The following is a 23,638-nucleotide window of genomic DNA, read 5'->3' on the forward strand; positions in this document are numbered from 1 at the left end:
CCCTTCAGCGCTGGCGACGGGCCATGAAGGCCAGCCGCTCGAACAACGCCACGTCCTGTTCGTTCTTCAAGAGCGCGCCATGCAGCCTGGGCAGCATCTCGCCCGCCGGGCGGGCCAGATCCTCGGGCGACAGGTCCTCGGCCAGGATCAGCTTCAGCCAATCCAGAAGCTCGCTGGTCGAGGGCTTCTTCTTCAGCCCCTGAACCTCGCGCAGGTCGAAGAACTGGCGCAAGGCCTCGTCCAGCAGCCGCGGCTTCAGCCCCGGATGATGCACCGCGACGATCTTCTTCAGCGTCTCGGCGTCGGGAAAGCGGATGTAGTGGAAGAAGCAGCGCCGCAGGAACGCGTCCGGCAGCTCCTTTTCATTGTTCGAGGTGATGATGACCACCGGCCGATGCCGGGCCACCACCGTCTCGCCGGTCTCGTAGACATGGAACTCCATGCGGTCGAGTTCCTGCAGCAGGTCGTTCGGGAACTCGATGTCGGCCTTGTCGATCTCGTCGATCAGCAGAACGACCTTGCCGGTCGCCTCGAAGGCCTGCCACAGCTTGCCCTTGCGGATGTAATTGGCGATGTCGTGGACGCGCGCCTCGCCCAGCTGGCTGTCGCGCAGGCGCGAGACGGCGTCGTATTCGTAAAGCCCCTGCTGCGCCCGCGTGGTGGATTTCACGTTCCATTCCAGCATCGGCAGGCCCAGGCTGGCGGCGACCTGCCGGGCCAGTTCGGTCTTGCCTGTGCCCGGCTCGCCCTTGACCAGCAGCGGCCGCTCCAGCGTGATCGCCGCGTTCACCGCCATCGCCAGGTCCGGCGGCGCCACATAGGTCTCGGTCGAGGAAAACTGCATCCGCCTGTCCTTTGGCCTTGGGTCCCGGCGAAACTAGCCAGCGCCCCGCCCCTTCGCAAGCCGCGGCACAACCTGACCGAAAGGGCTAGTGACAATCGCTCTGCCATACTTTATGCGGGCGCCAAGGATCGGGCATCCAGTCGCCCGGCTCCCGGAGGAACGATGAAAGCCCAGACCTTTCTGCCCGAAGATTATCGGCCCGCCGAAGACGAACCATTCATGAATGAGCGGCAGCTCGAATATTTCCGCCGCAAGCTGATCGCCTGGAAGCAGGAGCTTTTGGACCAATCCGCCGAGACGCTGGAGGGCCTGCAGGACAGCGCCCGCAACGTCCCGGACCTGGCCGACCGCGCCTCCGAGGAAACTGACCGTTCGCTGGAACTGCGCACCCGCGACCGCCAGCGCAAGCTGGTCAGCAAGATCGACAGCGCGCTGCGCCGCATCGAGACCGGCGAATACGGCTATTGCGAGATGACCGGGGAACCGATCAGCCTCAAGCGCCTCGACGCCCGCCCGATCGCCACCATGACGCTGGAAGCGCAGGAACGGCACGAGCGGCGCGAGCGCGTGCATCGCGACGACTGATCCACGGCCCCCGACGGGGGCCGCCTTCGCAAAGCGGGTCGCCATGTCCGTTCCCAGCCAGGCCCCCATCACCATCGTCGGCGCCGGCATCGCCGGCCTGACTGCCGCCTGCGCGCTGGCGCAGCGCGGCTTTGCCGTCACCGTGCTGGAACGCGCGGGCCAGCTGCGCGAGGTCGGCGCCGGCCTGCAGATCTCGCCCAACGCGGTGCGGGTGCTGGAGGCGCTGGGGCTCTGGCCGCGCTTCCGGGCGATCTCGGTCGCCTCTGAACGGGTCGAGCTCGCCGATTCCATGGGCCGCCCGGTGGCCCGGCTGGATCTCGCGCGCTATCGGCCCAAGGACCGTTTCCGGCTGGTGCACCGCGCGCGGCTGGTGGCGCTGCTGGAACAGGCCGCGCGCGAGGCCGGCGTCCGCATCGAACTGGGCCATGAGGTGACCGACCTGCCCGAGGTGCCGCTGCTGATCGGCGCCGACGGGGTCAAAAGCCGGCTGCGCCCGCTGCTGAACGGGATCGAGACGCCCTTCTTCACCGGCCAGACCGCATGGCGCGCGCTGATCCCGGCCGAGCCCGACCCGACGCCCGCCGCCCAGGTGTTCATGGGCCCGGGCCGGCATCTGGTCAGCTACCCCCTGGGCAACGGCCAGCGCAATATCGTCGCGGTCCTGGAACGTCCCGACTGGCACGACGAAGGCTGGTCGATCCCCGGCGATCCTGCGGAACTCCGCGCCGCCTTCGCCCGCTTCGGCGGCCCGGTGCCCGGATGGCTGGCGCAGGTCGATGAGGTCGGTCAATGGGGCCTCTTCCGCCACCCGGTCGCCGCGCATTGGCAGGACGGCACGCGGGCGCTGATCGGCGACGCCGCGCATCCGACCCTGCCCTTCCTCGCGCAAGGCGCGGTCATGGCGATCGAGGATGCCTGGACCCTTGCCGCCTGCCTCGCCGCCGATCCGGACCAGGCCGCGGCCCTGGCCCGCTTCGAGGCCCTGCGCAAGCCCCGCTGCCAGCGCATCATCGAGGCGGCCAATGCCAATGCCCGCAACTACCACCTGCGCGGCCCGACCCGGGCGGTGGCCCATGCCGGACTGCGCGCGGTCAACAGGCTGGCGCCGACCCGGCTGATCGAGCGTTTCGCCTGGCTCTACGACCACGACCCCACAGCGCTCTGACGACTTTCCGTTTTCCAAATACCCAACGCCAAGGCCGCCGCTCTGGCGACGGCCCCGACAAGGGCGCGGCGGCTCAGGCCGCCCGCTCCACCGCCGCGACGATGCCGTCCACCACCTCGCGCAGCACCGCCTCGTCCTCGGCCTCGGCCATGACCCGGATCAGCGGTTCGGTGCCCGACTTGCGGATCAGAACCCGGCCCTGCCCGTCCAGCCGGGCCTCGGCGCGGGCGATCTCGGCCTTGACCGCATCGACCGACAGCGGATCGGCACCCTGCGCATAACGCACGTTCTTCAGCATCTGCGGCACCGGCTCGAACTGCGCCACCAGGTCCGACGCCTGCCGGCCGCTGTCCGCCATCGCCGCCAGGAACTGCAAGCCGGCGATCAGCCCGTCGCCGGTGGTGGCGTAGTCGGTCATCACGATATGGCCCGACTGCTCGCCGCCCAGGTTGAACCCCTGGCCGCGCATGCGCTCGACCACGTAGCGGTCGCCGACGGCGGTGCGCTCCAGCCGCAAGCCGCGCCCTTGCAGGAAGCGCTCCAGCCCCAGGTTCGACATCACCGTCGCGACCAGGGCGCCGCCGCGCAGGCGGCCCTGCTCGGCCCAGCGGCCGGCCAGCAGCGCCATGATCTGGTCGCCGTCCGCCACCTGGCCCTTTTCGTCGATGATCATCACCCGGTCGGCGTCGCCGTCCAGGCTGATGCCGATGTCGGCGCCATGCTCCAGCACCGCCCGGGCGCAGGTGTCGGGATGGGTCGAGCCGACGCCGTCGTTGATGTTGTGGCCGTTGGGGCTGACCCCCAGCGGGATCACCTCGGCGCCCAGTTCCCACAGCACGTCCGGCGCGGCACGATAGGCGGCGCCGTTCGCGCAATCGACCACGACCTTCAGCCCCTCCAGCCGCTGGCCGGCCGGGAAGGTGGTCTTGGCATATTCAACATAGCGCCCGCGCCCGTCGTCGATGCGCTTGGCGCGGCCGATGTTCTGCGGCTGCGCGGGCTGGATCTCTCCGGCGACGATGCTCTCGATCTCGGCCTCGGCCTCGTCGGAAAGCTTGAAGCCGTCGGGGCCGAAGAACTTGATGCCGTTGTCATGCGCCGGGTTATGGCTGGCCGAGATCATGATGCCCACATCCGCCCGCATCGAGCGCGTGAGGAACCCCACCGCCGGCGTCGGCACCGGACCCAGCAGCAGCACGTTCATGCCGGTCGAGGTCAGCCCGGCGGTCAGCGCGTTCTCCAGCATATAGCCCGACAGCCGGGTGTCCTTGCCGATGACGACGCGGTGGTGATCCTCGCCCTGGCGGCGGAAATAGCGGCCGGCGGCGGCGCCCAGGCGCAGCGCCATCTCGGCCGTCATCGGATGGGTATTGGCGCGGCCCCGCACTCCGTCGGTGCCGAAAAGTTTCCTGCTCATCATTCCCCCTCGGTCACGGCCCGCCATAGGGCGAGGCCCTGCCTTGTTTGTGCCACGTCATGGACGCGGTGGATTTGTATGCCCTGCGCGATCCCGGCCAAAGTCACCGCCAGCGTGCCGGGTCCGCGGTCCGCCGCCGCCTCGGCCCCGCCGATGGTGCCGATGAAGCGCTTGCGCGAGATGCCCAGCAGGATGGCGCAGCCCAGCCCGTGATAGACGGAAATCCGCCGCAGGATGGCCAGATTATGCACCTGGGTCTTGCCGAAACCAATGCCCGGGTCGATCACGATCCTGTCGCGGGGAATGCCCGCGGCCTCGGCCCGGGCGATGCGCAGGGCCAGGGCATCGTAGACGTCCAGCAGCACGTCGCCATAGCTCGGATTGTCCTGCATGGTTTCGGGAATGCCCTGCGCATGCATCAGGCAGACCGGCACCCCGCTTTCCGCCACCAGCGCCGCCATGCCCGGATCGAAGTCGAAGCCCGAGACGTCGTTGACCAGGCCGGCGCCGGCCGCGAGGGCCGCCCGCGCCACCGCCGCCTTGCGCGTATCGACCGAGACCGCGGCCAGCCCTTGCGCCGCGCGGATCGCCGGCACCACGCGGGCGATCTCTTCGGCAACCGGGATCTCGCGCGCGCCGGGCCGGGTCGATTCGCCGCCGATGTCCAGGATCTCGGCCCCCTGCCCGGCCAGCAGCCGCGCCTGCTCGGCCCCGTCGTAGCGGCCGCCGTCCGAGAAACTGTCGGGCGTGGCATTGACGATGCCCATCAGCCGCGGGCGGTTCATGGACAGGCCCAGCAGATCGGCCCGCGGCGCGGTCAGCGCCGCCAGCACCTCGGGCGGGGCGCTGTCCAGCACGCGCGGCGCCTCGCCGCGGCGCAGCAGTTCGCATTGGGAAAAGCGCAGCCAGCCGCCGGCCAGTTGCCAGCGCCCGGTTTCGCAGGGGATCGGTCGGAAATAGTCGCTCATGCCCGAATTCCTAAACCGGCGGGCGGCAAGATCAAGCGGAGGACGTCACAGACGCGCCGAGGGGATGCGGAAATTCGCCGGCAGCGCCGGCGGCTCGACACCCTCGGGCAGCGCCCAGTCCAGGTGGCTGGCGCCCAGCCGCTCGGCCAGCCAGATCGCCGCCGCCTGCGGCTCGGCGGCAAGGCCGGCCACGTCGCGCAGCATCCGCGCCGGCGCCCAGACCACGGCCCGGCCCTCGGTCGCGGCCCAGTCGAGCTCGGTGCGGCTGTCGGCCACGGTCAATCCCAGCCGTCCGGCCAGCGCCCAGGCGGCCTGGTCCAGCGCCAGCAGCGCGATTTCGCGCGCATTGCCGCCCTGCGGCAGCGGCAGGCCGGGATCGTCGGGCACCAGCGCCACGCCGCCCTCGGGCAGCGACAGTTCGGCGCCGTGAAAGACGACGCGGATCGGCGCCTGGATCGTCTCGGCCGCGACGCGGGCCTGGCGGCGCACCAGCGTCACGCCCAATGCGCCCGGGATCCGGTCCAGCTTTTCCACCGCGACGCGGACCTGGGCCGCGCGCGGATGCGCCAGGATCTGCGCCGCGATCTTTTCCGCCAGCGTCTCCAGCAGGTCGTAGCGGCGATCCGCCAGCCCCGCCGCCACCGCGCCGGTCAGGATGTCATAGGACAGGATGCGGTCCACCTCGTCGTTCACGCCGACGACATGGGTGGCAAGGTCCACGTCCACGTTGAAGCGCAGCCGCTGGCGCTGGCCGCGCTCGGTCTGGAAGGCGCCGATCTCGGCCGAGACGATATAATCGCGCAGGTGGATGCGGTCTGGCTGGTCCATGGCGCCGTTCATGCAGGCAAAACGGCCTCGCCGCAAGGGACGGGGCCGCAGAATTCGCGGAAGCTTTGCGTCAGCCGCGCCGGCTCAGTTCGAGGCCATCCGCCGGTCGGAGCGATAGAAGGTATGGCTGCCGATTCGGATCGTGCGCTCGAAGCGCTTGGTCCACGAGGGCCGCACGCCGCGGGCGTGGAAATAGGTCGCGCCGTTGGTCAGGGTGCGGGGCGCACCGGCCAGCGCCGCCATGGCGATCTTCTGCACCCGGGCATAGGTGCCCTTTTCGCGGATGCGGGCGCCCTTGTTATAGGTGAACTGGCCGCGCTGGTTCACCACGCCGCAGACGGTCTTGGGGAAACGCGGATGATCGACGCGGTTCAGGATCACCTCGGCGACGGCCTGCTGGCCGGCCGAACCCTCGCCGCGGGCCTCGAAATACAGGGCCTCGGACAGGCATTGCAGGTCGCGGGTGCTGATCTGATGGGTGCCGGTCGCGGTGCGGACGGTCTTGGTCTCATAAGCGGCCTGATGCTGGGCATCGGCCAGCGCCGGAACGGCGGTCAGGGACGAAAGGGCAACGGCAACACACACGGAAACGCGCGCCAGCCATGACATTTTGAACGACATGTTGGTCCTGTTTTCGGTCCGGGCCGGGCCCGGTCAGCTGGATGGGGTCGGACCCGCCGGGGCCCTTGGCTGACCGGTAAAGGCCCGAAACCGCCGGGGCCGGGAAAGCCCACTTGCGCGTGAGGACCGGGATTCGATTGATTTTACATGATTTTGGCGGAAACCCGCCGACGCCAAAAAGGTTAACGGGCGAATTCCGGCCAAAAGCGGCCGGTCTTAGGACCCGTCGGCGGCCGCGGATTCCGCCTCTTCGCGCGCCATCAGAATCGATTCCTGCGCCGCAGCGAGACGCGCCACCGGCACCCGGAAGGGCGAGCACGACACGTAATTCACCCCGGCGCGCAAGCAGAAGGCGATCGATTCGGGATTGCCGCCATGTTCGCCGCAAACCGAGATGGTGATGCCCGGCTTGTGGCTGCGCGCGCGCTCGGCGCCGATGGCCACCAGCTCGCCCACGCCGTCCTGGTCGAGGATGTGGAACGGGTCCTCGGCATAGACGCCCTGGCTGACATAGATGCCCATGAAGCGGCCGGCGTCGTCGCGCGACAGGCCATAGGTCATCTGCGTCAGGTCGTTGGTGCCGAAGGACAGGAAGGCGGCATGTTCGGCGATGTCTCCGGCCCGCAGCGCGGCGCGCGGGGTTTCGACCATCACGCCCAGGCGATAGGCGAAATCCTTGCGGGTCTCGTTCCTGACGGCGGCGGCGACGGCGTCGATGCGGGTCTTGACCAACTCGACCTCGCGCCGGGCGCTGACCAGCGGGATCATGATCTCGGGCACCACCGGGGCGCCGTTGCGGCTGGCCAGGATGGTGGCCTCGAAGATGGCCCGGGCCTGCATGTCATAAATCTCGGGCACGGTGATGCCCAGCCGCACGCCGCGCATGCCCAGCATCGGGTTGAACTCGGACAGCGCCTCGACGCGCCGGGTCACGTCCGACAGCGGCAGGTCCAGCGATTCGGCCAGTTCGCGCATGCCCTCGCGGTCGTGGGGCAGGAATTCGTGCAGCGGCGGGTCGAACAGGCGGATGGTGACGGGCAGGCCGGCCATGATCTCGAACAGCGCCGCGAAATCGCTGCGCTGCATCGGCAGCAGGCGTTCCAGCGACAGGCGGCGATCCTCGGGCTGGCCGGCGAAGATCATCTCGCGCATGGCCGGCAGGCGCTCGTCGTCGAAGAACATGTGCTCGGTGCGGCACAGGCCGATGCCCTGCGCATTGAACATGCGGGCGGTGCGGGCGTCCTCGGGCGTGTCGGCATTGGCGCGGATCTTGATGCGGCAATGCTGGTCGGCCCATTCCAGAAGCTGGCTGAAGCTGTCGTCCAGCGCCGGCTCCAGCATTTCCGCGGCGCCGGCCAGCACCTCGCCCGAGGTGCCGTCCACGGTCACCTCCTCGCCCTCGCGGAAGATGCGGGAACCGACCTGCATGGTCCGCGCCCGCGCGTCGATCGAGATGCCGTTGGCGCCGACGATGCAGGGCAGGCCGATGCCGCGGGCGATGACGGCGGCGTGGCTGGTCATGCCGCCGCGCTCGGTCACCACGGCGACCGAGGCATGCATGCCGCGGATGTCCTCGGGCACGGTCTCGCGCCGGACCAGCACCGCCGGCTCGCCCCGCGCTTCGGCCGCCTGGGCGGCGGCGGCGGTGAAGACGATGCGGCCGGTGGCGGCGCCGGGGCTGGCGTTGATGCCGCGGGCGATGATGTCGCGCGGCGCGCGCGGATCGACCTGATGGTGCAAGAGATCCGAAAGCGCCCGCGGCTCGACCCGCATCACCGCCTCTTCGGGCGGGACGATGCCGTCGCGGGCCAGCGCCACGGCGATGCGCACGCTGGCGCGGGAATTGCGCGGCGTCCGCACCGCGTCGATGATCGACAGCCGGCTGTCCGAGACCACGAATTCGATCTGCATCTCTTCGCGCAGCCGTTCGCGGGCGGCGACGCCGAAGCGGACCAGGTCGGCAAAGACCTCGGGCGCGGCCTCTTCCAGCGAGGGGCCACGCGGGTCGCGGGTCAGGTAGAGCGTCTCGGCCCCCTCGCCCTTCGAGCGGCCCTGGCTCTGGCCCCGGAAGCGGCCGGTGATGCGCGGCATGCCGGTCACGCTGTCGATGAACTGGATGGTGCCCGAGCCGGTGACGCCCGGGCCGATGGCCAGTGCCATGTCCTGCACCACCAGCCCCAGCGGCGCGACCGGCGGCGCGCCCTTGGCCTGGCGCAGCAGCCGCGCCGTCGGCCCGTCCCAGGCCCGCGCCATGCTGCGCAGCACCTCGGCCAGCTGCCGGGCCGGGTCCTGGGGGAATTCCTCGTCGGTCTCGTCGCGATAGGCGCGCAGGGCGGCTTCCAGCCCCTCGTCCCCGTCCGAGAACATGTCCGGGTCCAGCCGGGCGACATGCACGGCATAGGATTGCACGAAGCCCAGATAGAGCGCATCGGCCGCCGCCTTGCCGCGGGTCCGGGTCAGCCGGGCATGGCAGGCGTCGTTGATGCCGACGTTCAGAACCGTGCCCGGCCCGCCCCAGGCCGGGTTGATCGCCGAGGGCCGTACGCTGACCAGCCCGTCGGCACGCTCGATGATCTGGGCGAGCCGGGTGCGGTCGGGCGTCTGGCCGGCGGCGATGGCGCGGACCGCATCGGCCGAGATCGCAAAGCTGTCCGGGACCGGCAACCCCATGCGGACCAGGCGTTGCAGGCATTTCGCGCGCCAGCCGTGGCGCGCGGTCTGTATCCCCGCCGAGGGGGTGATTTCGACGATGGCATCCGGTTCGGTCAGCGCGGTCATGGTGGCGACACATTAGGCACGCGTCCGGCCTTGCTGCAAGTGCGAAGAACGCGCGGCGCGGGTCGGGACTGCGCCCCGGTGCGGCCAGGGTCGCGTTCCCCCGGGGCATTCGGGATAAAGATGAATGCGCGGGCCCGGGCAGGCATGGGGAAGCCCGCCGCAGGGTGCTGACCGGAACGGGTGAGAATCGGTGTTTCGTCCAGCTATTTCTGGGCGAATTGGTGCTGATCACGTTTTTAGGGAATCAGTCGTTCAGCGCCTTCCGGCGGCGATGAATGCGGGCGCAGTGATCCGACCCACAAACCCAATCCAGAAGGGAGCATCGCTACCGACCGTCACACCGCCGGGCGCGCCTCATAGATCCGAGAACAGAGTGGCCGCCCCGCAGGACCGCACAGCGCGCGAGACAAGATTGCCGGGGATCGCTTGGGCTCCAGGTCCGAGCTTTGCATTTACGCAGAGCGTCCTGGTGCTCCTGGACGCGGGCGGATATCCGGGTGCCGACCCGCTTCAGGCGCTCAGTCCATACGAAGGACGTGAACTGCGCGCCCTGATCCGCGTTCATGATCCCGGGCGCACCGAAGCGGTGCCCGGCCTCGTTCAGCGCCTCGACGCAGACGTCGGCCTCCAGCAAGATCCGCCACGCCAGTGCCTTGCAGGTGAACCGGTGCATGATCGCCACCAGATAAAGAAAGCCGCGCCGCATCGGCAGGCAGGTGATGTCGGCACAGCAGAGCTGACCGGGGCGATCCACGCGCAGCCCACCCAGCAGATAGGGATAGGTCTTGTGCCCCGGCTTGCTGATGTTGGGCTGATAGATCGGCATCAAGCGCATGCGCCGCATCAGCCGCCGGATGCGCTTCTGGTTCGACCCATGCCGCTCGTTCCGCGGATGCCAGGTCCCCTGCTGAACGCCATGAAAGGGTGTCCGGGAACTGCTGCGCCGCATCAGCCCGAGGTTCTGCTCCGTCTCACCCGCAGGCTCGTGGTAGAACGACGAGCGCGAGACAGAGAGGCGGCGCCCTGATCGATGGCGCGGGATGATTTCGCTCGATTATCCCGCGCCTCACTTGCCGATCCGCGGCTTGAGCTTTCCGGACAAAAAGATCGTCGGCGACGGCCAGTTCCCCGATCTTGGCATGCCGCGACCAGATCGTTTCCTCGTCTACCTCCGCCGGCTTTCTGATGCCTCGCCCGAAGATATCCGCAGCGCCGTCCAGCAGCGATTTCTTCCACTGGCGGACCATCGTCGGGGGTACGCCGTATTCGGCCGCCAGCTCAGACACCGTGCGCTCGCCCTTCACGGCCTCCAGCGCCAAGCGGGCTTTGCACACCGCGTCATGGTTGCTGCGTTTCCGCACTCCTGATCGCCTCGTTCCTGGAGAACAGCAAACGTCAGATCGCAGCTTCCGTCACTCGCCGATTTCAAGGGAGTGGGTCAAACGGATTGGTAAATTGTCCCATCGTCGCTTATTTCGCGGGACACGATAGATGCTTCTTTAACTGTTTCTGTGGGTGTGAAGCACGCGCCCAGTGCCATCCGCGATCATCTTGCCAATGATCGTGCGCGTTCGCAACAAGCAGCGAAAGAGCCATCCCGATCTGTCCGTCTTCCGTGGATTCCAGGCATCAAGCCGGAGGACACGCCATGAGCGGATCATCGACATCACCCCGAGCGGCTCACGCTTCTTTCCGTGGTCGATATCAGGATCGCCACAAGCAGGGATCGGAAGGTCGGGCGGCCAAGCTAACCCGCGTCGTCACAATCGCAGAACGCGATGCGGACAAGAGTCTGAACGGTCTCACCCGAACCCTCGTCCCCTCGGGGGACATCTCTCCGCCGCAGCGGATCTCTCAGCCTATGTCAGCCTCCCACGATGCGGATGACCGACTGGCAATCTCATGCTCCGCCAACTGCGGCGGGGGCCACGACTTGGCTATCGCCCGTCTTCCAGATGAAGACAGTTCCCTCGACCCAGATACGATGCATCAGCACGGACATCCGGCGCGCAAGCGCGGTAACAGCCCGCTTGTGCCCGCGGTTCTTCACCAGCCGCATGCCCCACGCCTTCAACGACGACCAGCGTTTCACGCGGGTCAGCAAGATGTGTGCGGCCTCGTAGAGGGCGGCCCGCGCCATCGCGTCGCCGCTCTTGGAGACGCGCCCGTTCCAGTCGACCTCGCCAGACTGGTAGGCGCGCGGCGTCAGCCCCAGATGCGCCCCGACCGATTTGGAGCGTCGGAACCGCGACGGCACGTCGATGGTCGCACGATAGGTCAGCGCCACGATCGGGCCGACGCCGGGAACGGTCATCAGCCGGCGGCACACGTCGTCGTCACGGGCGAAGTCCATCGCCACCTTTTGCAGGTTGGCATATTCGATGGCCAGGGCGCGCCTCGCGGTCAGCATCGGATTGAGCGCCCGCATCAGCATCGCACGGCCCCCGGCGAGTTCCAGAACGCGCGCTTCGAAGTTGCGCTTGGATACCACGCCCATCTTCATACCGAAGCTTCGCAGCATGCCTCTGATCGCCAGCTCGATATCCATCAGCTTGCGCACCAGCGTCTGTCTAGCAACCAGCAGGAAGCGCAGCTCCTGTGCGGTCTGCGTCTTCACATGCACGGCGCGGAACCAGCCGGTGCGCATGATGTTGGCGATCCCGCGCGCATCGTTGCGGTCGGTCTTGTTCGGCATGGCCGACAGCGCCGCCTTGGCGTGCCGCGTCTCGATGCACACGACCGGCAGACTGGCTTCGGCCATGCCGCCGTAAAGCCATTGCGACGGAGCGCCGGCTTCAAGGCCGATCCGCTTCATCACCATGCCGCACTGCTCGAAGAACGCAACGAGGTCGCCCGGTTCGGAAGCAACCTTCGCCTCCTTCATCACGGCCCCATCAGCATCCACGATGCAGATGCTCGTCATCTCAAGGGAAACATCCAGTCCTGCAAAATAGTCCATCGTCTCTCTCCATTCCGGTTGGTGGTGGCCCGGCAAAAGCCGGTCAGATCACCGTTCACGGTATGGCAAGAGGCGCTTTCTCCACACGCGACGAGAACAGAAACAGTTACCCCAGATAACTTTATGATCTCAAGGCGGGAAACGGCAATGGATGGAGCGGGTGATGGGAATCGAACCCACGTATTCAGCTTGGAAGGCTGCTGCTCTACCATTGAGCTACACCCGCGTCGGCAATCTCTATAGGCGGGGACGGGCGGTCGCGCAAGCGGCGCGCGCTTGACGCTTGCCATGCGTCGCGGCAAGCAGGGCGGCATGATCGATGTCCGTCCCGTGGCCAATATCGTCGGCAAGCTCGTCGTCACGCTGGGGGCGGCGATGGCGCTGCCGATGCTGGTCGACTGGTGGCACGGCGACCCGCATTGGCAGATCTTCCTGGAATGCGGACTGCTGACCATGCTGGCCGGCGGCATCGTCGCGCTGGCCACCGCCCAGGCCGACAAGTCGCTGAGCATCCACCAGGTCTTTCTGCTGACCGCGATGCTGTGGCTGGTGGTGCCGGTGGCGGGGGCCCTGCCCTTCATCCTGGGCGCGCCGCATGTCGGCTTCACCGACGCCTATTTCGAGGCGATGTCGGGCGTGACCACCACCGGCACCACCGCCTTTCCCGCGCTCGACGGCCTGCCCAAGGGCACCAATCTGTGGCGGGCCTTCCTGAACTGGGCAGGGGGCCTGGGGATCATCGTCGTCGCCATGATCTTCCTGCCGGTGATGAAGGTCGGCGGCATGCAGTTCTTTCGCTCGGAGGGGTTCGACACCCTGGGCAAGATCCTGCCCCGCGCCTTCGACATCGCGCGCGAGATGACCGGGGTCTATCTCGCCATGACCGCATCCTGCATGGTGGTCTATATCCTGCTGGGCATGACGGGTTTCGACGCGCTGGTGCTGGCGTTGTCCACCTGCTCGACCGGCGGGTTCTCGAATTACGATGCCAGTTTCGCGCCCTTCATCGGGCCGGCGGAATATGCGGCGGCCTTCTTCATGATCCTGGCCTCGATCCCCTTCATCCGCATGGTGCAGCTGATCCGCGGCTCGGCCGAGCCCCTGTGGCGCGACATCCAGGTCCGGGCCTATCTGCGCTGGACCTTCTATGCCATCGCGGTGATCGTGCTCTACCGGCTGTTCTGGCTGCAGGCGCAGAACCCGCTGGACGTGATCCGCGAAACCACCTTCAACGTGATCTCGACCTTTTCCGGCACCGGCTTCGCCTCGACCGACATGATGCAATGGGGGCATTTCCCCTTCGTCATCCTGGTCATCGTCGGGCTGATCGGCGGCTGCACCGGCTCGACCTCGTGCTCGGTCAAGGTGTTCCGCTATCTGGTGCTGTTCCAGGCGGTCAAGGCGCAGCTGCGGCGGATGCAGTCGCCGCACCGGGTGTTTCCGCTGCTCTACGGCGGCCGGCCGCTGGAGGAGGACGTGGTCGATTCGGTCATGGCCTTCTTCACCCTGTTCATCCTCAGCTTCGGCCTGCTGATCGTCGGTCTGGCCCTGACCGGGCTGCACCCCAGGACGGCGCTGACCGGGGCCTGGACCGCCATCGCCAATGTCGGCGTGATCTGGGGGCCGGAGCTGACGCCGAACGGCGCCGTCACCGACCTGCCCGGCGCGGCCAAGTGGCTGATGATTCTGGGCATGTATATGGGCCGGCTGGAACTGCTGTCGGTGCTGGTGCTGTTCCTGCCCCGGTTCTGGCGCGGCTAGTCCTGCGGCACCGCCGTCGCGGGGGCGATGGCGGGCGCCTCGGGCTGTGCCTCGCCCGCAGCGGGGGCGAAACGCGCGAGGTTGTCCGAGATCTCGGCCGCCAGCCGCACCTGGTCCTCGGGGTCCGAAATCGGCCAGATCAGCACGAAGCCCTGGGCGCGGCCGTCCACCACCCGGCCCTCGGCATGGCCGATATGGGTCTGGTTGCGGCCGTCGAGGATCACGCTGCCGCGCTCGACCTTGCGCTCCGGCGCCGGCACCCAGCCCAGTGCGGTGACGAGGCCGGCGATGTCCAGCATCTCCTGCTGGCCGCCGGGCTGCGAAAACAGGATCAGCGCCGCGCCCGAGCCGTCCTTGGGGCCATAGATCGACAGCGCCCGTTCCGCGCGGTCGAATTGCAGCTTGTCCATCGGCGCGGGCAGCATCAGCCCGGTATGGGCGTCCTGCAGCTGGGTCAGCCCCATCTCGGCCCGCCATGCCTCGCGCCGGCGGATCAGCTCGGCCATGGCGGTGGCGGTGTCGGGCGAGGCGCGCAGGCGCACGATTTCCTCGGCGATGGCCTTTTGCGTCATCGGCCCGTCCTTGCCGTCGATGGCGCCCTGATAATGCCCGGCCCAGCGCAGCGCCCGCTGGATCTGCTCCAAGGGTGGCATCGGCACCGGCGCGGCATCCTCGGCCGGGGGCGCGCCGAGATCAGGCTTGGCGCCGATGATCGCAATCTCTCCCATGTCCTCGCCGGGGGACAGGAAGGCATCCTTGGGCACGGCGCCGGCATTGCGCAGGGCGCGCAGCCAGGCCTTGCCGGTCACCTCGTCCATCGGGCCGAAGGCGATGGCCGAGCGACCGTTCGGCATGGTCCACAGCCCCGCCTCGGGCAGGGTCTGCCGCCATTTTTCCAGCATCGCCTCGGCCTTGGCGCGGTCGGGACTGGATTCGAGGCGCAGGAAGAATTGCGCCGGCGGCGGTTCGGCGGCGACCGGGGTTTCGGCCTGCGGCGCGAGTTCGGGCTCGGCCGATGAGGGCGCGATCGTGGGGGCGTCCTCGCCGGCAAGATCGCCCACCACGGGCTCGGCGGCGTCGGCGGCCGGATCGGCGGCGGGCGCGGCCGGCGCGAAGGTCGAGGCGCTGCCGGGCGTGGCCGCGGGCTCGGGCGCAGTCGGGGCGGTCGCGGTTGCGCCAATGCGCGTCAGGTCGCGCCCCTCGGCCGTCGAAAGGAAGCTGTCGCCAGGCACCTTGTTCTCGGCCTTCAGCTGCTCCAGCCGCGCGGCGGCCGCTTCGCGCGGCATCGGGCCCAGCGCGATCGCCACCCAGTCGCTGCCGGCCGGGAAGGTCACCACGTCGGGAAATTGCGCGCCCCAGGCGGCGGCGGTCTGAGCGGCGGCCTCGGCGCCGCGCTTGGCCTCGATACGGATCACCACATCCTCGGCCAAAGCGGGCCATGCCCCGACAAGCGGCAGCGCCGCACCGATGACCCAAGCAAAGCGCCGCATCGAACCGTCCCTCTCATTGACCCTGCGCCGCCCTCTGCCTAGAAGGCGGCTGACCTTTCCTGCCAGTTATGCCGAAGGAAACCGCGATGACCAGCCCCCAGGACAATCAGACGGCGAAACCCGTCTGCTTCCAGGACGTGATCCTGCGGCTGCAATCCTATTGGGCGGCCCAGGGCTGCGCGGTGTTGCAGCCCTATGACATGGAGGTCGGCGCCGGCACCTTCCACCCGGCGACGACGCTGCGCAGCCTGGGCGCCCGGCCTTGGGCCGCGGCCTATGTCCAGCCCTCGCGCCGCCCGACCGACGGCCGCTACGGCGAGAACCCGAACCGGCTGCAGCACTATTACCAATACCAGGTCATCATCAAACCCTCGCCGGCGAACCTGCAAGAGCTGTATCTGGGCAGCCTCAAGGCCATCGGCCTCGACCCGATGATCCACGACGTGCGCTTCGTCGAGGACGATTGGGAATCCCCGACGCTGGGCGCCTGGGGTCTGGGCTGGGAGGTCTGGTGCGACGGCATGGAAGTCAGCCAGTTCACCTATTTCCAGCAGGTCGGCGGCCACGACTGCCGACCCGTTTCGGGCGAACTGACCTATGGTCTGGAACGGCTGGCGATGTATGTGCTGGGGGTCGAGCATGTCATGGACATGCCCTTCAACCGCCCCGACAGCCCGATCCCGCTGAGCTATGGCGACATCTTCCGCCAGGCCGAGCGCGAATATTCGCGCTGGAACTTCGACCAGGCCGATACCGACACGCTGTTGCAACATTTCAAGGACGCCGAGGCGGAATGCGACCGCATCCTTTCCGCCTCGGAAACCGACGGCGCCGGCCGCACGATCCCGATGGCGCATCCGGCCTATGACCAGGCGATCAAGGCCAGCCACCTGTTCAACCTGCTGGATGCGCGCGGCGTGATCTCGGTCACCGAGCGCCAAGCCTATATCGCCCGCGTCCGCGCGCTGGCGAAACGCTGCGCCGACCTGTTCGTGACCACCTCCGCGGCCACGGGCGAGCCGCTGCCCGCCTTCCCCGCCGGAGCCTGAGACGGTGAGCGGCAAGGTCATCGCGATCTTCTTCGCCCTGCTGGTGCTGGTCGCCGGCGCCGGCATGTATTACCTGCAGGTCTATCACTATTACCGCGAAGTGACCGACCCGCCGCAAGGCATCGCGCTGGCCGGCGGGCAGCTGCTGCCGGTCCGCGACTATCGCGGCATCTATTCGGTCAGCTCGCCGCTCGCCGACCGCGCCTGCTTTGTCACCGACGCCCGCGCCGCCGAGGGCGCGCAGACCTACGCCGCCCCCACGCCGCTGATCCCGCCGCGCTGGTTCGACTGCTTCGACCCGGCCGCGCTGACCGAGGACCTCGCGGCCGGGCGCGCCACCGCCTATCTGGGCCAGCACGATGTGGCGCCCAAGATCGACAGCGTCATCGCCGTCTATCCCGACGGCCGCGCCTATGAATGGCGCCAGCTGAACGAAGAAGCCGAAGAGAAAAGGACCATCGACTGATGCCCGACCTGCTGATCGAACTCTTTTCGGAAGAAATCCCAGCCCGGATGCAGGCCCGCGCCCGCGAGGACCTGAAGAAACTCGTCACCGACGGGCTGGTCGAGGCCGGGCTGACCTATGCCAGCGCCGGCACCTTCTCGACCCCGCGCCGCCTGGTCCTGACCGTCGAGGGCCTGACCGCCCACAGCCCGACCACGCGCGAGGAACGCAAGGGTCCCCGCACCGACGCCCCCGACGCGGCGCTGCAAGGCTTCCTGCGCTCGACCGGCCTGACCAGGGACCAGCTCGAAGCCCGCGACGACAAGAAGGGCCAGGTCTGGTTCGCCGTGATCCAGAAGCCCGGCCGCCCGGCGTCCGAGATCGTGGCCGAGGTGCTGGAAGCCACCATCCGCAACTTCCCCTGGCCGAAATCCATGCGCTGGGGCGCGGGCTCGCTGCGCTGGGTCCGCCCGCTGCATTCGATCCTATGCCTGCTCTCGGACGAATCCGGCGCCGCGGTGGTGCCGCTGGAGATCGAGGGCATCGCCGCCGGCAACAGCACCCGCGGCCACCGCTTCATGGCCCCCGACGCCTTCACCGTCTCGGGTTTCGACGACTATGCGGCCAAGCTGCGCCGCGCCAAGGTCATGCTGGACCCGGCCGAACGCGAGGCCGCGATCCGGCAAGAGGCCGCGAACCTCGCCTTCGCCCGCGGCTGGGAAATCGTGCCCGACGACGCCCTGCTGACCGAGATCGCCGGCCTGGTCGAATGGCCCGTGCCGCTGATGGGCGCCATCGAGGACCGTTTCCTGACGCTGCCGCCCGAGGTGCTGCAAACCTCGATGAAGGAGCACCAGAAGTTCTTCTCGGCCCGCAATCCCAAGACCGGCCGCATCGAGGGCTTTGTGACGGTGGCGAACATCGAAACCCCGGACCATGGCGAGACGATCCTGAAGGGCAACCAGCGCGTACTGGCGGCCCGCCTCTCGGACGCGGCCTTCTTCTGGGAAAACGACCTGCGCGAGGCGCGGGCGGGGATGGGCGACTGGGCCGAGGGGCTGAAATCCGTCACCTTCCAGAGCAAACTCGGCTCGCAAGCCGACCGCATCGCCCGCATCGCCGCGCTGGCGCGCGAGATCGCGCCGCTGGTCGGGGTGGATCCGGATCAGGCCGAGGAAACCGCGAAGATCGCGAAACTCGACCTGCGCTCGGCCATGGTCGGCGAGTTCCCCGAGTTGCAAGGCACGATGGGTCGCTATTACGCGCTGGAGGCCGGCAAGGATACGGCGGTGGCCGACGCCGCCCGCGACCACTATTCGCCTTTGGGGCCGTCCGACGCCGTGCCCACCGCCCCTGTCTCGGTCGCGGTGGCGCTGGCCGACAAGCTGGATACGCTGACCGGCTTCTGGGCCATCGACGAGAAACCCACGGGCTCGAAAGACCCCTTCGCGCTCCGCCGCGCCGCGCTGGGGGTGATCCGGCTGTTGCTGGGGAATGGGGCGCGGATCAGCTTGGCCGAAATATTCAGCGGCTCCATAAAAAATACTGCTTACTCGTTGGCAGACAGCCATTTGCTGGCTGTGTCAAAAGTTTCCAAAGATGGAAGCCGCACTCTGACACTGAAGAAAGATGCGGAGGCGATTAAAGCCCTGCGTTTCATGTTTGACCGCGAAACGCTTGACCGAGCCATTGCGAATGGCGACCTCGCATGTGTCGAGGTTGGGCAATATACTGTAGCCGAGAAAAACTGGTTGCCTCTTCAAGCACTAACCTCCGACCTCCTCACCTTCTTCCACGACCGCCTGAAAGTCTATCTGCGCGACCAAGGCATCCGCCACGACATCATCGACGCCGTCATCGCCATGCCCGGCAATGACGACCTCGTGCTGCTGGTCAACCGCGCCACGGCGCTGAACGACGTGCTGAAGACCGAGGACGGCACCAACCTGTTGCAAGGGCTCAAGCGCGCCGGCAACATTCTCGCCCAGGCCGAAGAGAAAGACGGTGTCGAATACAGCTTCGGCGCCGACCCGAAATTCGCCGAGACCGAGCAGGAACGCGCCCTCTTCGCCGCCCTCGACCGCGCCGAACCCGCGATCCGCGAGGCCGTCCGGCTTGAGGATTTCCAGGCCGCAACCCAAGGCATCGCCAGCCTGCGGGCGCCCATCGACGCCTTCTTCGAGGCGGTGCAGATCAACACCGACAACCAGATCGCCCGCCGCAACCGCCTGAACCTGCTGTCGCGCATCCGCGAGGCAGGCCGCCTCGTCGCCGATTTCAGCCGCATCGAGGGCTGATCCCGCGCGGCGCGGCAGTCGCCGGCGCACACCCTGAACAGGCCGAAAACCCCATGTTCCCCTGGGGTTTTCCGGCTTGCGACCGCCGCCGCCACGCGCCCGCGCCGCGCAACGCGCGCAGGACTTTCCATCGCCCCCCATCGCGGCTAGACAGGGCGGCGATCACGAAGGACGCACCCATGGCCCGGCATCTCATCACCTCGGCGATCCCCTATATCAACGGGATCAAGCACCTCGGCAACCTCGTCGGCTCGCAGCTTCCGGCCGACCTCTATGCCCGCTACCTGCGCGCCCGCGAACATGAGGTGATGTTCATCTGCGCCACCGACGAACACGGCACCCCGGCCGAACTGGCCGCCGCCAAGGCCGGCAAGCCGGTGCCGGTCTATTGCGCGGAAATGCATGACGTCCAGGCGGACATCGCCTGCGACTTCGGCCTGTCTTTCGACCATTTCGGCCGCTCTTCCAGCGAACGCAACCACGTTCTGACCCAGCATTTCGCCGGCAAGCTGGACGAGAACGGCTGGATCTCCGAGGTCGAGGAAAAGCAGGTCTACTCCATCGACGACGGCCGCTTCCTGCCCGACCGCTATATCGAGGGCACTTGCCCGAACTGCGGCTACGACAAGGCCCGCGGCGACCAGTGCGAGAACTGCACCAAGCAGCTCGACCCCACCGACCTGATCGAGCCGCGCTCGGCGATCAGCGGCAGCACCAATCTGGAAGTGCGGGCGACCAAGCACCTTTACCTGCGCCAGCGCGCGCTGAAGGACCGGATCGCGGCCTGGATCGACAGCAAGACCGACTGGCCGATCCTGACCACCTCGATCGCGCGGAAATGGCTGAACGACGGCGACGGGCTGCAGGACCGGGGCATCACCCGCGACCTCGATTGGGGCATCCCGGTGAAGAAGGGCGACCAGCCCTGGCCGGGGATGGAGGGCAAGGTCTTCTACGTCTGGTTCGATGCGCCCATCGAATATATCGCCGCCACCGCCGAGGGCACCGACAAGGCCGGCCTGCCCGACAGCGCCTGGCGCCGCTGGTGGCGCCTGGACGAGGGCGCCGAGGACGTGACCTATACCCAGTTCATGGGCAAGGACAACGTGCCCTTCCACACGCTCAGCTTCCCGGCCACCATCATCGGCTCGGGCGAGCCCTGGAAGCTGGTCGATTACATCAAGTCCTTCAACTACCTGACCTATGACGGCGGCCAGTTCTCGACCAGCCAAGGCCGCGGCGTGTTCATGGACCAGGCGCTGTCGATCCTGCCCGCCGATTACTGGCGCTGGTGGCTGCTGTCCCACGCCCCCGAATCCGGCGACAGCGAGTTCACCTGGGACAATTTCCAGCAGTCGGTCAACAAGGACCTGGCCGACGTGCTGGGCAATTTCGTCAGCCGCATCACCAAATTCTGCCGCAGCAAGTTCGGCGAGACCATCCCCGCAGGCGGCAGCTACGGCCCCGAGGAGGAGGCGCTGATCGAGGCGCTGACCACCCGCATCCGCGCCTATGAAGGCTTCATGGACCATACCGAGATCCGCAAATCCGCCGCCGAGTTGCGCGCGATCTGGGTGCTCGGCAACGAATACCTGCAATCCGCCGCGCCCTGGTCCACCTTCAAGACCGACCCGGTCAAGGCCGCGATGCAGGTCCGTCTGGGCCTGAACCTGATCCGGCTCTATGCCGTGCTCTCTGCGCCCTTCATCCCCTTCGCCTCCGATGCGATGCTGGCGGCGATGCGCACCGAGGACCGCAGCTGGCCCGACGATGTCCGCGCCGCACTGGCGGCGCTGCCCGCCGGGCATGGCTTCGCCGTGCCCGAGGTGCTTTTCGCCAAGATCGCCGACGAAAGCCGCGACGAATGGCAGCAGCGCTTCCAGGGGATCCGGAGCTGACCCTGCGCGTTGAAGCCCGGACGCAGGAGAACGCATGACCCATTGCATCCTTATCGGCGCCCCGGTGGACGAAGGCCAAAGGCGGCCCGGCTGCCTGATGGGGCCGGCGGCCTATCGCGTGGCCGGGCTGGCCTCGACCCTCGCGGCCCTGGGCCATACCGTCGAGGACCGCGGCGACGTCGCCCCGGCGCCCGGCCGCGACCAGGCTTGCGCCAACCCCGCCGTGCATCACCTGCCCGAGATCGTGGCCTGGACCGAGGCCCTGGCCGCCGCCGGTGCCACCGCGATGGAGGACGGCCTGCCGATCTTCCTGGGCGGCGACCATGCCCTGGCGCTGGGAACGCTCGCCGGCGTCGCGGCCCACGCCCACGCGGCCGGCCGGCCGCAATTCGTGCTGTGGCTGGACGCGCATGCCGATTTCCACACCCTCGAGACCAGCGTGTCCGGCAACCTGCACGGCACGCCCATGGCCTATGCCGCCGGCCGGCCGGGCTTCGATCCCTTCCCACCTTTCCCGGCGCCGATCCCGGCCGAGAACATCTGCATGTTCGGCATCCGCTCGGTCGATCCTGCCGAACTCTCGGCGCTGCGGGAAACCGAGATCACCGTCAACGACATGCGCGTTCTGGACGAGCATGGCATCGTCGCGCCGCTGCGCGCATTCCTTGACCGGGTGCGCGCAGCGCAGGGGCTGCTGCATGTCTCGCTGGACGTGGACTTCCTGGACCCGTCGCTCGCGCCCGCGGTCGGCACCACCGTTCCCGGCGGCACCACCTTCCGCGAGGCGCATCTGGTCTGCGAATTGCTGCATGATTCCGGGCTGATGACCTCGCTGGACCTGGTCGAGTTGAACCCCTTTCTGGACGAACGCGGCCGCACGGCCAAGCTGATGGTGGATCTGGTCGGCTCGCTGATGGGGCGCAAGGTGTTCGACCGTCCGACGCGCAGCTACTGAGGCTTGCCAATCGCGCCTCCGCCCGCTAGCCAATCCCGGCGCGGGCGTGGCGGAATGGTAGACGCATGGGACTTAGGAAGTCTTTTTTCTACCACGCTGCAAAATAGTTTGCGGAAGGGAATTGAGTGGTTTTTCAATGCGCTATGGGCGCGAGGTGAGGAAGGCGGAAATAGGCTGATCTGGCTCCAGGGGCTGCGTAGGAGCAGAGACCAAGGGCGAGAATCGGCGGCCAAGGGCGGACGTGGCGAAATCGGTAGACGCAGCAGACTTTAGAATTGGAGTGCCCGCGGGGAAATCCGCGGAGTAGAACCGCTCAAAGTCGGGGAACGCTAAAGGGCATCTGCCCTATGCCAATCCCGAGCCAAGCCCCTCGTCGGGGAAGGTGTAGAGACTGGACGGGCGGCGCCTAAAGCCTTCGGGCCACGGCGAAGGGACAGTCCAGACCACGAACGTCGAAAGGCGGCGGCGAAAGTCGAAGTGGTACGAAAATCTGCTTCTCTGTGAGAGTACGGGTTCGAGTCCCGTCGTCCGCACCATCATATTAGTCGCTCGGCAATCCGACAGAGACGTATCGAGAGTGCTCGTACTGACGACCCTGTAGTTCGCTCTTGCTCCTGAACTGCCGTCTATAGCTTGCAGGCGAGATCGAGAACGCCCGGGTGAAATGCTGGCGCAGGGAAACCGCCGAACCGAATCCCGCCATCTCCGCCACATGTCCCGCCGCCGCACCATTTCGGTTGAATCCGCCCAGTATCTGAGCATCCCTGCATCGTCCGGCTGGCGCGCTTTGCGGAGAGGATTCGGCAAGAGAGGCATCCTTCCTGCCGGGCACGCTTGTGCCCCGACGCGCCTCGGCCGCAGCTTTCTCAACCGGCTTTCCGCGATCGGTTCTGGACTGTAGCTCATCCCCATCGCCCGCTGCCCGCCCGCCTCTTGCGCAGGCTGCGGCAAACCGCATAGTCCAGGGAATCGGAACCGGCCGCCGCCGCCATCCCACACTATTGTCGAATAGGCTTGCTGCGCCCTCCGGAGCCAACGCACGGCCAGAGACGAGATCGCAGGCAGCCATCGCGAAATGGCCGCCCGCGATCGCAGAAAGAGGGGAGGAAAAACGCACCGGTTCGCCTTCCCTTGCGCCCCGGAAAGCCCTCACCACCACGCTTGGACGATCCGGGATTCGCTTCCCTCTCACGGCATCCCCTGCTTACCGCGCCTCTCGATTCGTCGCAAATGTCAACCGAGGCCGATTTTAAACAAATCTCCTTGGTTCGCTGCTTCCGCTCGGCTAGGTTCGCGCCGAAAATCGAACCCAGGAGAATGTGATGGCGCAGCGCCTGCACCTCGTTTTCGGCGGCGAACTGGTCGATCCCGGCCGCACCGAGTTCCGCGACACCAAGGACATCCATATCGTCGGCGTCTTTCCCGACTATGCCCAGGCCCATGCCGCCTGGAAGGCCGAATCGCAGCGCACCGTGGACAGCGCCCATACCCGCTATTTCATCGCCCACCTGCATCGGCTGCGCGACGAGGAACGCGAGGTCAGCCCGACCGAGGAACTGGGCGGCTAGGCCCGACCGC

General features: G+C 67.7%; 19 protein-coding genes and 1 tRNA gene. 9 read left to right on the forward strand and 11 right to left on the reverse strand.

Annotated elements, in window-relative coordinates:
• Positions 1-4: 4 nt before the first annotated feature.
• Complete coding sequence (locus JCM7685_RS12920) at positions 5-844, reverse strand: AAA family ATPase (protein ID WP_074968604.1); 840 nt, start codon at positions 842-844, stop codon at positions 5-7.
• Positions 845-1,006: 162 nt separating this feature from the next.
• Between JCM7685_RS12920 and dksA the strand changes: the two genes are divergently transcribed.
• Both dksA and JCM7685_RS12930 read left to right on the forward strand, forming a co-directional pair.
• Positions 1,007-1,429, forward strand: coding sequence for an RNA polymerase-binding protein DksA (dksA, locus tag JCM7685_RS12925; RefSeq protein ID WP_074968602.1), 423 nt, complete (start codon positions 1,007-1,009; stop codon positions 1,427-1,429).
• 43 nt (positions 1,430-1,472) lie between these two features.
• Entirely contained in the window at positions 1,473-2,594 is a 1,122-nt protein-coding gene (locus JCM7685_RS12930) for an FAD-dependent oxidoreductase (RefSeq protein ID WP_074968600.1), read from the forward strand.
• Between the two features lie 73 nt (positions 2,595-2,667).
• On the opposite strand, the gene glmM is transcribed toward JCM7685_RS12930, so the two are convergent.
• The 9 genes from glmM to JCM7685_RS12980 form a co-directional block, all read right to left on the reverse strand.
• Positions 2,668-4,011 carry a phosphoglucosamine mutase gene (gene glmM / locus JCM7685_RS12935; protein WP_074968598.1) on the reverse strand — a complete coding sequence of 448 codons (1,344 nt, stop codon included), beginning with the start codon at positions 4,009-4,011 and terminating at the stop codon, positions 2,668-2,670.
• A complete protein-coding gene (folP, locus tag JCM7685_RS12940; RefSeq protein WP_074968596.1) occupies positions 4,011-4,979 on the reverse strand; it encodes a dihydropteroate synthase in 969 nt (322 codons plus the stop codon). The genes glmM and folP overlap by 1 nt, the downstream gene beginning before the upstream one ends.
• Before the next feature lie 45 nt (positions 4,980-5,024).
• On the reverse strand, positions 5,025-5,807 hold the full coding sequence (locus JCM7685_RS12945; protein WP_074968594.1) for a dihydroneopterin aldolase: 783 nt from the start codon (positions 5,805-5,807) through the stop codon (positions 5,025-5,027).
• Positions 5,808-5,891: 84 nt separating this feature from the next.
• The gene (locus tag JCM7685_RS12950) at positions 5,892-6,392 is read right to left on the reverse strand and encodes a cell wall hydrolase (protein WP_231964637.1); all 501 of its coding nucleotides are present in this window, start codon (positions 6,390-6,392) and stop codon (positions 5,892-5,894) included.
• 252 nt (positions 6,393-6,644) lie between these two features.
• Positions 6,645-9,206, reverse strand: a complete 2,562-nt coding sequence (locus tag JCM7685_RS12955; RefSeq protein WP_100526086.1) for a putative PEP-binding protein — start codon at positions 9,204-9,206, stop codon at positions 6,645-6,647.
• Between the two features lie 325 nt (positions 9,207-9,531).
• Positions 9,532-10,155 carry a DDE-type integrase/transposase/recombinase gene (locus tag JCM7685_RS12960; RefSeq protein WP_083412787.1) on the reverse strand — a complete coding sequence of 208 codons (624 nt, stop codon included), beginning with the start codon at positions 10,153-10,155 and terminating at the stop codon, positions 9,532-9,534.
• A 22-nt stretch (positions 10,156-10,177) separates the two neighbouring features.
• A complete protein-coding gene (locus JCM7685_RS20805) occupies positions 10,178-10,567 on the reverse strand; it encodes a transposase (protein WP_170848940.1) in 390 nt (129 codons plus the stop codon).
• A gap of 539 nt (positions 10,568-11,106) precedes the next feature.
• Positions 11,107-12,165: an IS110 family RNA-guided transposase gene (locus JCM7685_RS12975; RefSeq protein WP_074968591.1), complete on the reverse strand. Its 1,059-nt coding sequence runs from the start codon at positions 12,163-12,165 to the stop codon at positions 11,107-11,109.
• Between the two features lie 152 nt (positions 12,166-12,317).
• Positions 12,318-12,391: transfer RNA gene (locus JCM7685_RS12980), tRNA-Gly, on the reverse strand.
• 86 nt (positions 12,392-12,477) lie between these two features.
• Between JCM7685_RS12980 and JCM7685_RS12985 the strand changes: the two genes are divergently transcribed.
• A complete protein-coding gene (locus tag JCM7685_RS12985) occupies positions 12,478-13,926 on the forward strand; it encodes a TrkH family potassium uptake protein (protein WP_074969503.1) in 1,449 nt (482 codons plus the stop codon).
• Here the strand turns inward: JCM7685_RS12985 and JCM7685_RS12990 are convergent.
• Complete coding sequence (locus tag JCM7685_RS12990; protein WP_074969423.1) at positions 13,923-15,416, reverse strand: peptidoglycan-binding domain-containing protein; 1,494 nt, start codon at positions 15,414-15,416, stop codon at positions 13,923-13,925. The two genes, JCM7685_RS12985 and JCM7685_RS12990, sit on opposite strands and share 4 nt — an antisense overlap.
• An 86-nt stretch (positions 15,417-15,502) precedes the next feature.
• Between JCM7685_RS12990 and JCM7685_RS12995 the strand changes: the two genes are divergently transcribed.
• The 6 genes from JCM7685_RS12995 (at position 15,503) to JCM7685_RS13025 (ending at position 23,628) form a co-directional block, all read left to right on the forward strand.
• Complete coding sequence (locus JCM7685_RS12995; protein WP_074969425.1) at positions 15,503-16,465, forward strand: glycine--tRNA ligase subunit alpha; 963 nt, start codon at positions 15,503-15,505, stop codon at positions 16,463-16,465.
• Between the two features lie 4 nt (positions 16,466-16,469).
• The gene (locus JCM7685_RS13000) at positions 16,470-16,931 is read left to right on the forward strand and encodes a DUF6446 family protein (RefSeq protein ID WP_074969427.1); all 462 of its coding nucleotides are present in this window, start codon (positions 16,470-16,472) and stop codon (positions 16,929-16,931) included.
• The gene (gene glyS / locus JCM7685_RS13005; RefSeq protein WP_074969429.1) at positions 16,931-19,207 is read left to right on the forward strand and encodes a glycine--tRNA ligase subunit beta; all 2,277 of its coding nucleotides are present in this window, start codon (positions 16,931-16,933) and stop codon (positions 19,205-19,207) included. The genes JCM7685_RS13000 and glyS overlap by 1 nt, the downstream gene beginning before the upstream one ends.
• Before the next feature lie 179 nt (positions 19,208-19,386).
• Positions 19,387-21,105 (forward strand): methionine--tRNA ligase, encoded by a 1,719-nt coding sequence (gene metG, locus JCM7685_RS13010; protein ID WP_074969431.1) that lies wholly within the window; start codon positions 19,387-19,389, stop codon positions 21,103-21,105.
• A gap of 34 nt (positions 21,106-21,139) precedes the next feature.
• Positions 21,140-22,060 (forward strand): arginase, encoded by a 921-nt coding sequence (rocF, locus tag JCM7685_RS13015; protein WP_074969433.1) that lies wholly within the window; start codon positions 21,140-21,142, stop codon positions 22,058-22,060.
• Between the two features lie 1,322 nt (positions 22,061-23,382).
• A complete protein-coding gene (locus tag JCM7685_RS13025; RefSeq protein ID WP_074969435.1) occupies positions 23,383-23,628 on the forward strand; it encodes a DUF4170 domain-containing protein in 246 nt (81 codons plus the stop codon).
• The last annotated feature ends 10 nt before the right edge of the window (positions 23,629-23,638 follow it).

Source organism: Paracoccus aminovorans (assembly GCF_900005615.1).
Taxonomy (GTDB): domain Bacteria; phylum Pseudomonadota; class Alphaproteobacteria; order Rhodobacterales; family Rhodobacteraceae; genus Paracoccus; species Paracoccus aminovorans.